This window comes from Gemmatimonadota bacterium, assembly GCA_041390125.1.
GTDB lineage: Bacteria > Gemmatimonadota > Gemmatimonadetes > Longimicrobiales > Gaopeijiaceae > JAGQIF01.
Genome location: JAWKQN010000009.1, coordinates 67455 through 81545, shown reverse-complemented (window position 1 = coordinate 81545; position 14091 = coordinate 67455). Strand labels below are relative to the sequence as shown.

The following is a 14091-nucleotide window of genomic DNA, read 5'->3' as shown; positions in this document are numbered from 1 at the left end:
GTCCGGCTCAGGGCCACACCTGGTCCAGCACGCGCAGCACGTTGCCGCCCATCACCTTGGCGATGTCCTCGTCGGAATGGCCGGCCTTCACCAGCCAGCGCAACAGGTTGTGCGAGCCTTCGGTGGGGTTCTCCAGGCCCCGCACGTACGGGACCCGCTCGAAGCCCGGAGCGGCCGGACGGTCGGCGGCCGCATTGCCGGCCCGCGACTCCTTGATGGAGAGGTTGGCCGCGTACACGTCGTGCAGCCCCACGTGGTCCCCGTAGAGGGTGTCGGGGCCGAACGCGACATGATCGATCCCCACCAGCGCCCGGATGTGCTCGAAGTGGTCCATGAACGATTCGAGCGAGTGCTTGGGATGGTCGGGGCTCACCGTGGTGTGGGGCGCGCACTCGATCCCGATGACGCCTCCCTTGGCCGCGCACGCTTCCAGCACGTGGTCCGGCGCCAGGCGGTTGGAATCCCACAGCGCGCGTGCCCCGATGTGCGAGAGCACGATGGGTCGCTCCGACCACTCGATCGTATCCAACGTGGTCTGGTCCCCGCAGTGCGAGCAGTCGATCAACATGCCCACCTTGTTCATGCGCTCCACCGCGCGGCGGCCGAACATGGTCAGGCCACCGTCCCGCGGCTCCTTGAGTCCGGCGCCCAGCTGGTTGCCCTCGCTGTACGCGATCCCGAGCGCGCGCACACCCAGCCCGAACAGGATCTCGATCCGGTCCAGCTCGTTCTCGATCATGGCGGCGCCTTCCATCGACGCCACCCACGCCACCTTGCCCTCGCGCTTGGCGCGATGGATGTCGGACACACGCGTGGCGTGCAGCACGAAGTCCTGGTGGGCCAGATCGCAGAGCCGCATGCCCAGGTCGTGCACCACCTCCGTCCACTTCCATCCGTGCTGGGAGTGGATGGTGCAGATGCCGTCCATGAGGTTGTCGAAGACTGCATCCCACTGCGCGTGCGCCAATCCCTCGAAGGCGGTGGGCATGCGCCCCGTACGCATCATCTCGGGCGTCTGGTGGATGTCGGCCGGGAAGAGGCCGAGGTGTTCGTGCAGGGACACGAGCGGCACGCGGCTGGCGATCCGCTCGGCCCGTCGCTCCTCCTCTTCCTCGAGCGGGACGCTCCAGCCCGGCACGCGCTCCAGCTCGGGCGTGAGCTCGAAGGCATGGTAGTCGGTCCCGGGCTCCAGGTAGTCGAAGGAGCGGTATCCCTTGTAGGCGGTCTTCGGCGGCATGGCAGTCGGGGACGGGGAGCGAAGGGTGGGACGGGGGGCAAGCTACGGCGCGTCCACCCGGGCGGCGACCTCGGGCAGCCGCTTGCCACGAGGCCCGCGCCCCCGCTATCACGGCGGCATGGACCGACCCGTCGTCGACCCCGACATCCGCCGCGCCTGGACCACGCCGTCAGCCACCTACGGCGATCCGGCCGCCTTCGAGCGCCAGCGCGAGCGCGTCTTCGCGCGTTCCTGGCAATGGGTGGCCGACGCGGACCGTGTGAAGGCACCCGGCCACGTCCTGCCCTTCACGCTGCTCGAGGGCTGCCTGGACGAGCCGCTGGTGCTCGCGTGCGGTGAGGACGGCCGGACGCGTTGCCTCTCCAACGTGTGCACGCACCGGGGCGCGCTGGTGGTGGAGGGGGAGGGACACGTGCACGCGCTGCGCTGCCGCTACCACGGTCGGAAGTTCGGCCTGGACGGCCGCTTCGCGTCCATGCCCGAGTTCGAGGGCGCCGAGGGCTTCCCCTGTGCATCGGACGACCTGCCCGCGCTGCCGCTCGAGCGCTTCGGGCCGCTGTGGTTCTCCGCGCTGGATCCCGCGGTGTCGTTCGCGGAGTGGATCGAGCCCGTGCGGGCCCGCACCGCCTTCCTGCCGTGGGAGCGCGCGGTCTTCGACGCGTCGACCGCGCGCGAATACTATCTCGACGCGCACTGGGCCCTGTACGTCGACAACTACCTGGAGGAGTTCCATATCCCCTACGTGCACGGCGGCAGCCTGCAGGGCCTCGACTACGGCGCCTACCACACCGAGTGCTTCGACCACGGCAACCTCCAGATCGGTGTGGGGCGTGAGGGGGAGCCCGCGCTGGACCTGCCGGCCGACCACCCGAACGCCGGAACGCGGGTCGCGGCGCTCTACTTCTGGCTCTTCCCCTCCACGATGCTCAACGTCTATCCGTGGGGTCTGTCGCTGAACGTGATCGAGCCGTTGGGTCCGTCGCGGACGCGCGTGCGCTTCCGGCCCTACGTCTGGGACGCGTCCCGACGCGCCGGGGTGGGTGGGGATCTGCACCGCGTGGAGATGGAGGACGAGGAGATCGTCGAGTCCGTCCAGCGCGGGGTGCGCTCGCGACTCTACGACCGGGGCCGCTTCTCGCCCCGGCGGGAGGTAGGCACCCACCACTTCCACGTGCTGCTCGAGCGGGCGCTGGGCTGACGCGGGAACGCGGATCCGGCGCGCCGTCGGGACCGTGGCGCTCGCGTGTCCCCCTCTTCACCGGCCCTTGGCACCCCGTCTCGCCCCCTCCATATTTCGGTTTTTATTCGGGTACCGGATGGCTCCATGCGCGCACGTTCCACCTCCTCCCAACGCCTCCGCCCTCTGGGCGGTCCCCTTCCCGTCCACGTGGACGCGGACCGCAGCGGCACACCCCTGTCCGTGCGCGCCCGGAGTGGTCGTGGCCAGCGCGTGGCGCAGGTCCGTGAATGCTGGCGCGTCGACGACGAATGGTGGCGCGCCCCGGTCTCGCGCCTGTATTTCGAGGTGGTGCTGGAGAACGGCCGTCCCCTGACGCTGTTCCACGACCTCGTCGCCCGGAGATGGTTTGCGCACTGACGGCCCGGTCCTGACCGCCGAGGAGCAGGCGCTGCTGGCCGGTGAGGGCGGCGCGGGCGTGGCCCGCGCGCTGCGCGTGGTCGTGGCGGCGGCCCGCTTCCTCGATGCGCCCCGTCTGGTGGCGGTGAGCTCCGCGCACGTGGACGGCTGCCTCTACCACGGGGACGGCGGCGTGGAGTACGCCGAGCGCCTGGTCCGGGAGGGCGCGCGTGTGCGTGTCCCGACCACGCTGAACGTCGGGGCGCTCGACCTGCTGCACCCGGAACGGGTGCGCGCGGACCCGCACGCCACCCGCATGTCCGCCCGGTTGATGGAGGCGCACGTCACGCTGGGCTGCACGCCCACCTGGACCTGCGCCCCCTACCAGGCGGGGCACCGGCCCGCGGTCGGCAGCCAGGTGGCCTGGGGCGAATCCAACGCGGTCGCGTTCGTGAATTCCGTGCTGGGCGCCCGCACCAACCGCTACGGCGACTTCCTGGACGTCGCCTGTGCCATCAGTGGACGGGCCCCCTGGTCGGGCCTCCACACGGACGAGGGTCGGCTCGCCACGCTCCTGGTGGAGCTGGGTCACCTCCCCGCCGACCTGCGGGCCGCCGACGTCTTCTACCCGGTGCTGGGCTCCTGGCTGGGACGGCACGCCGGTGGTCGGGTGGCGGCCCTGGACGGGCTGCCCCTCCCGGTGTCGGAGGACCGGCTGAAGGCGCTCGGTGCGGCCGCCGCCTCCACCGGCGCGGTCGGCCTCTTCCACGTGATCGGTGCCACACCGGAGGCGCCGGACGTCGCCACGGCGTTCGGGGGACGCGCGCCCACCGCGGTGCTCCGTCCGAGCCGGTCGGAGCTGGCGCGCACGCTCTCCACGCTCAGCTCCACCGAGCGGACCCGCCTGGACGCGGTCGCAGTGGGGAGCCCCCACTTCTCGCTGGACGAGTTCTCCGACCTGGAGGCGCTCCTCCCCGAGCGCCCCTTCGCCGTCCCGTTCTATGTGTGCACCGGCCGGGGCGTGCTGGAACGCCTGGAGACCGAGGGACGCCTGCGCCGCTTCGAGGACGCGGGCATCCGTCTGGTGGCCGACACCTGCGTCGTCGTGGCGCCCATCCTCGACGCGGCGGGGGGGACCCTGATGACGAACTCCGGCAAGTTCGCCCACTACACACCCGGGACGACGGGCTACGACGTGGTGTTCGGAAGCCTCGAGGAGTGCGTGCGCTCCGCCCGCGAAGGGCGGGTGCGCCGGGACGCAGCGTTGTGGGGCGCCGCGGAATGAGCGAAGGACTGGAGATCCGCACGCGCGTCCTCGTAGACGGCGAGGGCCGGGGCCCGCTGCTGGTGCTGGAGGCTCCGGTCAGCTTCTGGGGCGGCGTCCACCCCGGGAGCGGACGCATCGTCGACCCCCGCCACCCGCAACACGGCGTGGCGCTGCACGGTCAGGTGGTGCTGGTGCCCGCCACCGTGGGGTCGAGCTCGTCCAGCTCCGTCCTGCTGGAGCTGTTCCGCGGCGGCCGGGCCCCCGCGGCGCTGTTGCTCGGCACCATCGATCCCGTGCTGCCCATCGGTGCGGTGGTGGCCGAGGAGCTGGGGTACGCGACCTGTCCCGTGCTCGCCGTGGCGCCGGGAGATCTCGTCGGGGTGCCCTCCGGCACGGAGGTGCTGGTGCGGCCGGGCGGACGGATCCGGATCGGGACCTGAGGGTCGGCCCGACCGGATCAGTGCACGCGGAAGGTGGCGTGCACCGTGACGGTGATCTCCTTCTCCCGCGTCCCGGTCGAATGCATGCCGTAGCCCTCGACCGCCGTCGAATACGGCTCGCGGATCTGGAAGACGCCCGCGCGCGCCGACACCATGGTCCCCACCTCCGCGCCGGTCACGCCCACGATCTCCTGCGCACGTGCCTGGGCATCCTGGGTGGCGGACGCGAGCAAGGTGTGCTTGAGCTCGGTGATGCCGCTGAAGTAGTACTCGAGCTGGGAAGACTGGAGCACGACCCCGGAGCGCAGCAGCGCGCCCGGGCTCAACGCCAGACGCTCGACGGCCTCCACCTGCGGGGAGATCAGGAAGAGCGACTGCCACAACTGATACCCGACGATCTCCCCGCCCTGTCCCCACTGCTGGTTGACCGTCACGGGCTGCACGGCCACCTGGTCCCGATCGACGCCAGCGGCGACGAGCTGATCCACCAGGAACGCGATGTCGTCCCCGAGCGCACCGTAGCCCTGCTGCAGCCCCGTCAGGGAGACCGGCCGCGAGAGCGAAAGGCTCCACTTCACCACGTCCGACTCGAAGCCCTGGGTGGCGGACCCGACGACCTGCACCGTCGCATCCCCCCGCCGCGCCGCCAGGAAGAAGCCGCCGAAGACCACGGCCGCCAGCACCATCCCGAGCGCGAGCAACAGGGCCGGGAACGCTGCGCCACCCTTCCGATCCATGCCACCCATCCCGCCTCCTCGTGGGGTACGGCGCATCCTACACCGGCTGCTCCACCGTGGTTCGGGGCCCGGAGCGCTTGCCGGGCGCGCGGCCCGTGACCATTGTGACGGCACGTCCGCCCTCAACCCCGGTGTGCCCGATGACCCGTTCCGCTCCGCTCCGTCTTGCCCTGCTCCTGGGGGCCCTGCTCGCGCAGGACACCCTCCCGGTGGCGGCCCAGGCCCGCTCGGCTTCGGCCCAACCGATGCCCACGTCGCTGATGTCCGGCCTGCGCTACCGTCTGGCCGGACCGTCCCGCGGGGGCCGCGTGACCGCGGTGGCCGGGCACCGTGCCCAGCCGCACACCTTCTACATGGGCGCCACCGGCGGCGGCGTGTGGAAGACCACGGACGCGGGCAGCACGTGGGTGCCCATCTCCGACGGCTACTTCGCGTCCGGCTCCATCGGCGCCATCGCCGTCGCGGAGTCGGACCCGAACATCGTCTACGTGGCGACCGGATCCGACGGCATCCGCTCCAACATCATCATCGGCAAGGGCGTCTACAAATCGACGGACGCCGGCGAGACCTGGACCCATGTCGGGCTGGAGAACACCGCCAGTACGGGCGCCGTGCTGATCCACCCGAGCAATCCCGATCTGGCCTACGTCGCCGCCATCGGCAATCCGCACAAGGACAACCCGGAGCGCGGCGTCTTCCGCACGCGCGACGGGGGCCGGAGCTGGGAGAAGGTGCTCTTCGTCTCCGATTCCACGGGGGCGGTCGACCTGGAGTTCGCTCCGGACGACCCCAACACGATCTACGCGACCACCTGGACCGTCGACCGGAAGCTCTGGACGATCATCTCCGGCTCGCGCGAGGGCGGACTCTACAAATCGACGGACGGCGGAGACACCTGGGAGCTGAAGACGCAGGGGCTGCCCAACGACCTCCGGGGCAAGGCCGACCTGGCCGTATCCGCCGGCGACCCCGACCGCGTCTACGTCCTCTTCGAGGCGCCCGACGACGAAGGCGGCGTCTATCGCTCCGACGATCGGGGTGAGACCTGGACGCAGGTGAGCGACTTCCAGCCCATCCGCAACCGGCCGTTCTACTACACGAACCTGAACGCCCACCCGGTGAACCCCGACATCCTCTGGGGCATGGCGGAGGGTCACTACCAGTCGACCGACGCCGGGAAGACGTGGACCGCGCAGCGCACACCGCACGGCGACAACCACGACCTGTGGATCAATCCGGACAACCCGGACATCATGATCCAGTCGAACGACGGCGGCGCCAACGTGAGCCTGGACGGAGGCCGCACCTGGTCGACGCAGAACAACCAGCCCACCGCCGAGCTGTACCAGGTGGACGTGGACACCGGCTTCCCCTACCGCATGTATGCGGGGCAGCAGGACAACACGACCATCTCGGTGCCCGCCTTCGCGCCCTTCGACTCCCCCACGGGCGCCGAAGGCCATTGGGAGATCCACGGTGGTTGCGAGACCGGTCCCGCCGTGCCCAAGCCCGGCGACCCGGACGTGGTCTACGCCAACTGCAAGGGCCGCTTCGGGGTCTACAACCGCCGCACGGGGCAGGAGCAGCAGTACTACGTCGGGTTCGAGAACCTCTACGGGGCCAACCCGAAGGACCTCAAGTACCGCTTCCAGCGTGTCGTGCCGGTGCACGTCTCCCCCCACGATCCCAACACGGTCTACCACGGCTCGCAGTTCGTGCATCGCACACGGGACGGCGGGCGCACCTGGGAGACCATCTCGCCGGACCTGACGGCCTTCCCGCCCCAGTACCAGGTGGTCTCCGGGGAGCCCATCACGCGTGACGTGACGGGCGAGGAGCACTACAGCGTCCTCTACGACATCCAGGAGTCGCCGCACGAGCCGGGCGTCATCTGGGCGGGCTCCAACGACGGACTGGTCCACGTCACGCGCGACAACGGGCGCAACTGGACGGACGTGACGCCCGACGTACCGCCGTTCGGCCGCGTGCAGAACATCGAGGTGTCCCCGCACGATCCGGCCAAGGCATACGCCACCGTGCTGCGGCAGCAGGTGGATGGCGACTTCGCGCCGTACGGCTTCAGGACGGAGGACTACGGCGAGAGCTGGACGCGCATCACCACGGGCAGCAACGGCATCCCGGCCGACTATCCCGTCCGGGTCATCCGCGAGGACCCGGAGCGTGAGGGCCTGCTCTATGCCGGCACCGAGTTCGGCATGTTCGTCTCCTTCGACGACGGCGCCCGCTGGCAGCCGTTCCAGCTGAACCTGCCGGTCACCCCCATCACCGACATCGCGCTGGTGCGGGGAGACCTGGCCATCTCCACGATGGGCCGGTCCTTCTGGATCATGGACAACCTGCAACCGCTGCGGGAGATGACGCCGCAGATGGCGTCGCAGCCCGCGCATCTGTTCAACGTCGCAGATGCGTACCGCCTGCGTCTGGGTGGCGGCTTCGGCGGACGTCTCCCCCACGAGCCGGAGAACCCGCCGGCCGGTGCCATGATCGACTACTCGCTCGCGTCCGACGCGCAGGGCGAGGTCACGATCGAGATCCTCGACGGGCGCGGGAGCGTCATCCGCTCGTTCTCGAGCGAGGGTCCGGGTCAGACCACGGTCGAGGTCCCGACCATGCGCGAATTCCAGACCCTGACGCTGGGCACGGCGCGCGTGCCGAAGACCGCAGGCGCGCACCGCTTCGTGTGGGACCTGCGCCTGCCCGGCCCGTGGGATCCGAACCCGCGGCGCTTCGGCGCCTCGGGTCCGCTGGTCAAGCCCGGCGAGTACCAGGCGCGGCTCACGGTGGGCTCCTGGAGCGACACCAAGACGTTCCAGGTCATGGCCGACCCCCGTGTCCTGGCCAACGGCGTCACCATGGCCGACCTGAACGCGCAGGTGGACAAGGCCGTCGAGGCGCGCGATGCGCTGACCGAGGCCCGCCTGGCGCTCGTGCGGCTGAATCGTGCGCTCGACAACGGCGCGAGCGGCAACGCCAAGCGGACGCTCGAGGAGATCAAGGGCATGATGGAGACGGCGCCGATCCGGTACAGCCGCCCCATGCTCGTGGACCAGCTCGAGTACCTCTACGGCAACCTCCTCAGCGCCGACCAGGCCCCGGGGGAAGAGTACGAGATGCGCTACGACGAGCTGTACTCGCTGCTCCAGGAGTACATGCAGGACCTCGAGCGCGTGCTGCGCACGGTGACCGAGCAGGACTGAGCCCGGAGCGCCTCCGGCACCGCGCGGGGCGGTGGGACCCAGGGTCCCGCCGCCCCGTTCTCGTTGTGCACCTGCCCCGCTTCCGAGGACCGGCAGCGGGGAGCGACGGATCGCCACGCTCCGGCGCGGCCCCGCCCTCCAACCGACACCGCCTTCCACCTGTCCAAGGGAACACCCGGCCGCACCGGAGCCGGCGCCACCTTGGAGACTCCATGCGCGCGCTTCCCTTCCCGACCCTGGCCGGCCTGCTGCTCCTCGCCGCTCCGCTCACGGGGCAGGACCTGGGAGACGTCCTGCTGCAGCGCACCCTGGACGTCGGCGACGGCGGGCGCGTCGTCGTGGACGTCGCGGACGCGGACATCCGGCTGGTCAGCGGGGGCGCGAACGTATCGGTGACCGTGTACGTCCGTGCCCGCGACGACGCCTGGGGACGCGAGGTCTTCGAGCGGATGGCGTTCCACGTCGAGGCCTCCGGCACGGAAGCACGCATCGAAGCGACCGATGCCCGCATCGACGGACGGGATTGGCGGAGGCACGGCGGCGTGGGGGTCACCGCGGTGCTTCGCGTCCCGGCGGGGGCGGCGCTCGATCTGACGAGTGCCGACGGTGACATCGACGTCGAGGGCGCGTTCGCGGAGGCGCTGCTCGTGCGTACGTCCGACGGCGACGTACGGGTGCGGGGCGTGCGACCGACGCGCCTCGAGCTGCGTTCCTCGGATGGAGACCTGGTGGTGGAGGACGCCACCGCGCCCGAGCTGCGCCTTCACACCTCCGATGGCGACGTGCGCGTGGAGGGCGTGGCCGGCCGTCTCGACGTGGAGACGAGCGATGGAGACGTCGACGTGCGGATCCGCGAGTTCCACGGCGCCCGCCTCCGGTCCGGGGACGGAGACATCACGCTCTGGCTCCCGTCGGACGCGGACGCCGACGTGGAGCTGCGCGGCGAGGACCTGAGCATCGAGCGCGCCTTGACCATCCGCGGACGGATCGGCGAGCACCGCATCGAAGGCACGCTGGGCGCGGGCGGCCCCCGCCTGGAGGTCGCGACGGGAGACGGCAGCATCGAGCTGCGCGACGCACGCTGAGGCTCAGGCGCGCACACCGTAGCCGCCGTCGATGCCCTCGTCGTTGCGGTCCGTGGCGGGCGCCGGCGTCGGGGACAGCGCGGAGATCGCGCTACGCTCCTCCGCGGCGAGTCGGAGCTCCATGCTGGCGAGGCTGTCGGAGAGCTGATCGACGGAGCGGGCGCCGATGATGGGTGCGGTCACCGCCGGATGTGCGGCGACCCAGGCCACGGCCAGCGCCGCCGGGCTGTGGCCCCGTTCGCGCGCGTAGGCCGTGAAGCGCTCGGCGATCTCGAAGTTCGACGCCTCCCCGTAGCGGCGGCCGTACATCCGGCTCTCCAGCAGCCGGCCGGAGTCCGGGCGACGCTCGACTCCGTACTTCCCGGTGAGCAGCCCACCCCCCAGCGGGCTGTACGGCAGGACGCCCAGGCCCTCCGCGGCCGCCAACGGGAGGATCTCCACCTCCGCCTGCCGCTTGACCAGGTTGTACATGGGCTGCACGCACGCGAACCGTGCCCATCCGTTGCGCTCCGCGATGCCGAGTCCCTTGGCGGTCTGCCAGGCTGCGAAGTTGCTGGCCGCCGGATACAGGACCTTCCCCTGCTGCACCAGCAGCTCGATCGCCCGCAGCGTCTCCTCGAGCGGGACCGTGTCGTCGAAACGATGCAGGAAGTACACGTCGATGCGATCGGTCCCCAGACGGCGCAGGCTGCCTTCCACCGCGCGCACGATGTGATAGGCGTTGGTGCCCGCCGCGTTGTGCCCCGGGCCGGCGGGGAAATAGACCTTGCTGGTCAGCACCACCTCGTCGCGGCAGCCGGCCGCGAGGCGGCCCAGGATCTCCTCCGAGCGGCCCTGGTTGTACACATCGGCGCAGTCGAAGACGTTCACACCCGCGTCGCGGCACGCCGCGAACAGCTTGGCCGACATGGCCTCGTCCGCGTCGCCCCCGAAGGACATGGTGCCGAAGCAGAGCGGAGAGACCTTGACGCCCGTCCGCCCCAGGAAGCGGGTCTGCATGGTGGATCGCCCCCAGCGTGTCGGGGTGCGCCGAGGCGATGCGGCCCGGGGCACCCCGCTCCCGGACCGCCGCCCAACATGCCCCGGGGGCGGGGGTGGATCCAGGGTGGACCGGCGTCCCCACCCCCCCGCAGGGCCACCGGGAACCCCGGTCGTCGGGAGCGGCAGGGACCCCCGGCCCGCGTGGGGTCGCCGCCTGCCGGGGCGGCAGTGGCCGGGTCCGACCGCCGGGCGGCGGAGGTCATTGACCCCCGGTCCGGTTCTGGATAGGGTTGAAGGCTCGATCCTCACGTGCGGGGGCCAGCCCCGCCGCCGACCCGACCGACAGCCATGAAGCCCGGAATCCATCCCGAGTATCGCCCCGTCGTCTTCCGCGACGCGTCCAACGGCATGGCCTTCATCACGCGCTCGACGATCAAGACCGATCGGACGATCGAGTGGGAGGACGGGCAGGAGTATCCGCTCTACACGCTGGAGATCTCGGCCGCGTCCCACCCGTTCTACACCGGCACCCAGCGGATGCTGGACACGGCCGGACGCGTCGAGCGCTTCAAGCAGCGCTACTCGGACCAGCCCAAGGCCAAGAGCGCCACGCCTGCCGCGGAGGCCGCCGAGCAGCCCAAGGCCAAGGCTGCCGCCAAACCCAAGGCCGCCGCCAAGAAGGCTCCGGCGAAGAAGAAGACCGCCGAGTAGGGCACCCCGCCCCGCGGGACCTGACGCGGCGCCGCCCGGGAGGGGCGGCGCCGCGTTCGTCGTATGGGGGGGCGACGGCGCGGCGCAGCCGCGCCTCGCACCGCCGGGTGTGTCCGGGAGACGCTACTCCGCGTGTACCGTCGCAGCGCCGCGCCCCCGGGGCGCCGGCCGGCCCTGGCGGAACAGCAGCAGTAGCGGGAGCGCGCCGACCAGCAGGGCACCGCTCAACAGGTAGATCCTGGCGAAGGCCAGAACATTGGCCTGGAGGAGCACCTGTCCGTCCAGCGCACCCATCGCGGCACGAGCGGCGCTCGCCGCGTCCATGCCGCTGGCCATGAGACCGCGGGTGATCGCCGCCAGACGCTCCTGGGCCAGCGGCGAATAGGCCGACACCTGGGACGCCAGGATATCGTGCTCCTGACCCACGAAGCGGGTCAGCAGAGAGGCCATGGCGGCGATGGAGAAGGACCCTCCGAGCTGGCGGAAGAAGTTGTTGAGGCCCGTGGCCTGTGCCAGGTCACGAGGTCCGATCTCCAGCAGGGTCAGATTGGTGAGCGGGACGAAGATCAACCCCAGGCCCAGTCCCCTCCAGATCAGCGGCCAGAAGAGATCGTCTCCACCCGTGGCGGCGGTGATGTGCGAGAGCTGCCACATCCCCAGCCCGAAGAACAACGAGCCGATCAAGATCAGCAGGCGATTGTCCACGGTGGCGCTGAGCCGTCCGACGAATCCCATGGAAATGGCCGTCGCGATCGCGCCGGGCAGGATGATCAGCCCCGTCTGCCACGCCGTCATGTGCAGCATGCCCTGCAGGAAGATGGGCAGGATGAAGACGGACCCGAACAACCCCGCTCCCAGCACGATGCCCATGAGGGATCCGGCGGTGAACTGCGGTTGCTTCAGCAGGCGGAGGTTGATGACCGGCTCGCGCACCCGCAGCTCGTGGACGATCAGCCAGATCCCCGATAGCAGGGAGAGAGCCGCCAGACCCACGACCAGGGGCGAGTCGAACCAATCCAGCCGTTCGCCCCGTTCCAACATGAGCTGCACCGAGCCCACGGCCACGGTCAGCAGCGCGATGCCCATCCCATCGATGCGACGGCTGCGCGGCTGATCCGGGTTGTCGTGCACATAGGCCATGATCATGGCCACGGCCAACGCCCCCACGGGCACATTGATGAAAAAGATCCACGGCCACGAGTAGTTGTCCGTCAACCAACCGCCGAGCGTAGGACCGAGGGTCGGGCCTACCATGACGCCGATCCCGAAGAAGGCCATCCCCGTCCCCACTTCCTCGCGGGGGAAGGACTCCCAGAGGATCGCCTGCGACGTGGAGATCAAGGCGCCGCCCCCGATCCCCTGCACGATTCGCCAGAGCACCAGCTGTTGCAGGCTGCCCGAGATTCCGCACAGGAACGAGGCCACCGTGAAGAGGATGATGGATCCCACGAAATACCGCTTGCGACCGAAGAAGCCGGCGAGCCATCCCGTGAGCGGGATGACGATCGCCGCCGCGATGATGTAGCCGGTCGATACCCAGGAGACCTCCTCCACCGTGGCGCCCAGGTTCCCCATCATATGGGGGATGGCAACGTTCACGATGGACGTGTCGATCACCTGCATCATGGACGCGAGCGCCACCGCCGCGGCGATGATGTAGCGGTGGCGGTAGACCCGCTCCTGCGGGGTCTCCACGCGGGCGGCCAGGGTCGCGCTGGTCACCGGACCGCGATGTGCGCCACCACCGACATCCCCGGCCGGAGCGGACGCCCCTCTCCGCAGCCGCCCTGCACGGCGATGCGCACCGGCACACGCTGCACGACCTTGGTGAAGTTGCCGGTGGCGTTGTCCGGAGGCAGGAGCGCGAACATGGAGCCGGTGGCGGGGCTCAGGCTCTCGACCACTCCGTTCGCCTCGCATCCCGGGTAGGCGTCGACCTCGATCGCGACGGGTTGACCCTGGCGGATGTTCGCCGTCTCGGTCTCCTTGAGATTGGCCGTGACCCAGACGGCGGAGTCCGCCACGACGGCCGCGAGCGGCTGGCCAGGCTGGATGAGCTGGCCCACCTCCACCTGCGCCCGGGACACGACGCCACCCACGGGTGCGGCGATATGGGCATAGGACAGGTCGAGCCTGGCGCGCTCGACGGCGGCCTGCGCGCGCGCCAAGCGAGCGTCGGCAGCCCGCACGGACGCACCGGCGGAGGACTCGGCGGCGTGTGCCGCCACCACGTCCTGCGTGAGGGCGTCCAGCTCGGCACGCGCGGCAGCCGCGGCCGTCTCCGCCGCGTCCAACTGCTGCCGCGAAGCGATCCGTTTCTCGGCCAGGTCCCGTATCCGTTCGAGGTCGCGGGCGGCGCGGTCGCGTTGAGCCCGCGCCGCACCCATCCGCGCCTCGAGCGCCTGACGCCGCGCCCGGCTCGCAGAGGCGTCCGAGGAAGCCTGTCCGGCTTCCCCTTCTCCGCCCGCCGCCGCCCGCGCGGCGGCCAGATCGGCTTCGGCCTCCGTCAACCGCACACGCAGCTCACGGTCGTCCAGCACGACCACGTCCTCCCCGCGCCGCACGGTACCGTTCTCCTCCATGAGCACCGCGTCCACGTAGCCGCCCACCTTGGCGAGGACCGGGACGATGTGACCATCCACCTGCGCGTTCTCCGTGGAGATGTGCGCCCGCGCGTAGCGCGCACGTCCGACACCCCACACGAGCAGCACCCCTCCCGCCGCGACAGCGACCACCATCAGCAGCCGCCGCCGGGTCCGCACGCCCGCCGCCGCCAACCCTTCCATTTCACCCTCTGTCTCTCGACTCACCGATGTCCTCTCATCCGTGCCCCCTGTCG

Annotated in this window: 12 protein-coding genes; 7 read left to right on the top strand and 5 right to left on the bottom strand. The window is 70.7% G+C overall.

Going from position 1 to position 14091, the window contains the following annotated elements; all coding sequences use genetic code 11:
- Window positions 1-7: 7 nt before the first annotated feature.
- Window positions 8-1237, bottom strand: coding sequence for a membrane dipeptidase (locus R3E98_10850; GenBank protein MEZ4423902.1), 1230 nt, complete (start codon window positions 1235-1237; stop codon window positions 8-10).
- 118 nt (window positions 1238-1355) lie between these two features.
- Between R3E98_10850 and R3E98_10845 the strand changes: the two genes are divergently transcribed.
- From R3E98_10845 to R3E98_10830, 4 genes are all read left to right on the top strand, one after another.
- Entirely contained in the window at window positions 1356-2435 is a 1080-nt protein-coding gene (locus tag R3E98_10845; GenBank protein MEZ4423901.1) for an aromatic ring-hydroxylating dioxygenase subunit alpha, read from the top strand.
- Between the two features lie 126 nt (window positions 2436-2561).
- Window positions 2562-2834, top strand: coding sequence for a hypothetical protein (locus R3E98_10840; protein MEZ4423900.1), 273 nt, complete (start codon window positions 2562-2564; stop codon window positions 2832-2834).
- Window positions 2824-4098 (top strand): aconitase X catalytic domain-containing protein, encoded by a 1275-nt coding sequence (locus tag R3E98_10835; GenBank protein ID MEZ4423899.1) that lies wholly within the window; start codon window positions 2824-2826, stop codon window positions 4096-4098. The genes R3E98_10840 and R3E98_10835 overlap by 11 nt, the downstream gene beginning before the upstream one ends.
- A complete protein-coding gene (locus R3E98_10830; GenBank protein MEZ4423898.1) occupies window positions 4095-4520 on the top strand; it encodes a DUF126 domain-containing protein in 426 nt (141 codons plus the stop codon). Before R3E98_10835 ends, R3E98_10830 begins: the two co-directional genes overlap by 4 nt.
- Before the next feature lie 17 nt (window positions 4521-4537).
- Here R3E98_10830 and R3E98_10825 read toward each other — a convergent pair whose 3' ends face one another.
- A complete protein-coding gene (locus tag R3E98_10825) occupies window positions 4538-5257 on the bottom strand; it encodes an SIMPL domain-containing protein (GenBank protein MEZ4423897.1) in 720 nt (239 codons plus the stop codon).
- Between the two features lie 140 nt (window positions 5258-5397).
- On the opposite strand from R3E98_10825, the gene R3E98_10820 reads away from it, so the two are divergent.
- The gene (locus R3E98_10820; protein ID MEZ4423896.1) at window positions 5398-8475 is read left to right on the top strand and encodes a hypothetical protein; all 3078 of its coding nucleotides are present in this window, start codon (window positions 5398-5400) and stop codon (window positions 8473-8475) included.
- 212 nt (window positions 8476-8687) lie between these two features.
- Complete coding sequence (locus R3E98_10815; GenBank protein ID MEZ4423895.1) at window positions 8688-9560, top strand: DUF4097 family beta strand repeat-containing protein; 873 nt, start codon at window positions 8688-8690, stop codon at window positions 9558-9560.
- 3 nt (window positions 9561-9563) lie between these two features.
- On the opposite strand, the gene R3E98_10810 is transcribed toward R3E98_10815, so the two are convergent.
- The gene (locus R3E98_10810) at window positions 9564-10559 is read right to left on the bottom strand and encodes an aldo/keto reductase (GenBank protein MEZ4423894.1); all 996 of its coding nucleotides are present in this window, start codon (window positions 10557-10559) and stop codon (window positions 9564-9566) included.
- Between the two features lie 330 nt (window positions 10560-10889).
- Here R3E98_10810 and R3E98_10805 point away from each other — a divergent pair, with 330 nt between their 5' ends.
- The gene (locus R3E98_10805) at window positions 10890-11252 is read left to right on the top strand and encodes a type B 50S ribosomal protein L31 (GenBank protein MEZ4423893.1); all 363 of its coding nucleotides are present in this window, start codon (window positions 10890-10892) and stop codon (window positions 11250-11252) included.
- A gap of 123 nt (window positions 11253-11375) precedes the next feature.
- Here R3E98_10805 and R3E98_10800 read toward each other — a convergent pair whose 3' ends face one another.
- Both R3E98_10800 and R3E98_10795 read right to left on the bottom strand, forming a co-directional pair.
- Complete coding sequence (locus R3E98_10800) at window positions 11376-12974, bottom strand: DHA2 family efflux MFS transporter permease subunit (GenBank protein MEZ4423892.1); 1599 nt, start codon at window positions 12972-12974, stop codon at window positions 11376-11378.
- On the bottom strand, window positions 12971-14062 hold the full coding sequence (locus R3E98_10795; GenBank protein ID MEZ4423891.1) for an HlyD family secretion protein: 1092 nt from the start codon (window positions 14060-14062) through the stop codon (window positions 12971-12973). Before R3E98_10795 ends, R3E98_10800 begins: the two co-directional genes overlap by 4 nt.
- Between the last annotated feature and the right edge of the window lie 29 nt (window positions 14063-14091).

Coding starts and splice junctions, on each gene's coding strand:
- R3E98_10850 (MEZ4423902.1), bottom strand. CDS start 1,237: ATGCCGCCGAAGACCGCCTACAAGGGATACCGCTCCTTCGACTACCTG.
- R3E98_10845 (MEZ4423901.1), top strand. CDS start 1,356: ATGGACCGACCCGTCGTCGACCCCGACATCCGCCGCGCCTGGACCACG.
- R3E98_10840 (MEZ4423900.1), top strand. CDS start 2,562: ATGCGCGCACGTTCCACCTCCTCCCAACGCCTCCGCCCTCTGGGCGGT.
- R3E98_10830 (MEZ4423898.1), top strand. CDS start 4,095: ATGAGCGAAGGACTGGAGATCCGCACGCGCGTCCTCGTAGACGGCGAG.
- R3E98_10825 (MEZ4423897.1), bottom strand. CDS start 5,257: ATGGATCGGAAGGGTGGCGCAGCGTTCCCGGCCCTGTTGCTCGCGCTC.
- R3E98_10820 (MEZ4423896.1), top strand. CDS start 5,398: ATGACCCGTTCCGCTCCGCTCCGTCTTGCCCTGCTCCTGGGGGCCCTG.
- R3E98_10815 (MEZ4423895.1), top strand. CDS start 8,688: ATGCGCGCGCTTCCCTTCCCGACCCTGGCCGGCCTGCTGCTCCTCGCC.
- R3E98_10810 (MEZ4423894.1), bottom strand. CDS start 10,559: ATGCAGACCCGCTTCCTGGGGCGGACGGGCGTCAAGGTCTCTCCGCTC.
- R3E98_10805 (MEZ4423893.1), top strand. CDS start 10,890: ATGAAGCCCGGAATCCATCCCGAGTATCGCCCCGTCGTCTTCCGCGAC.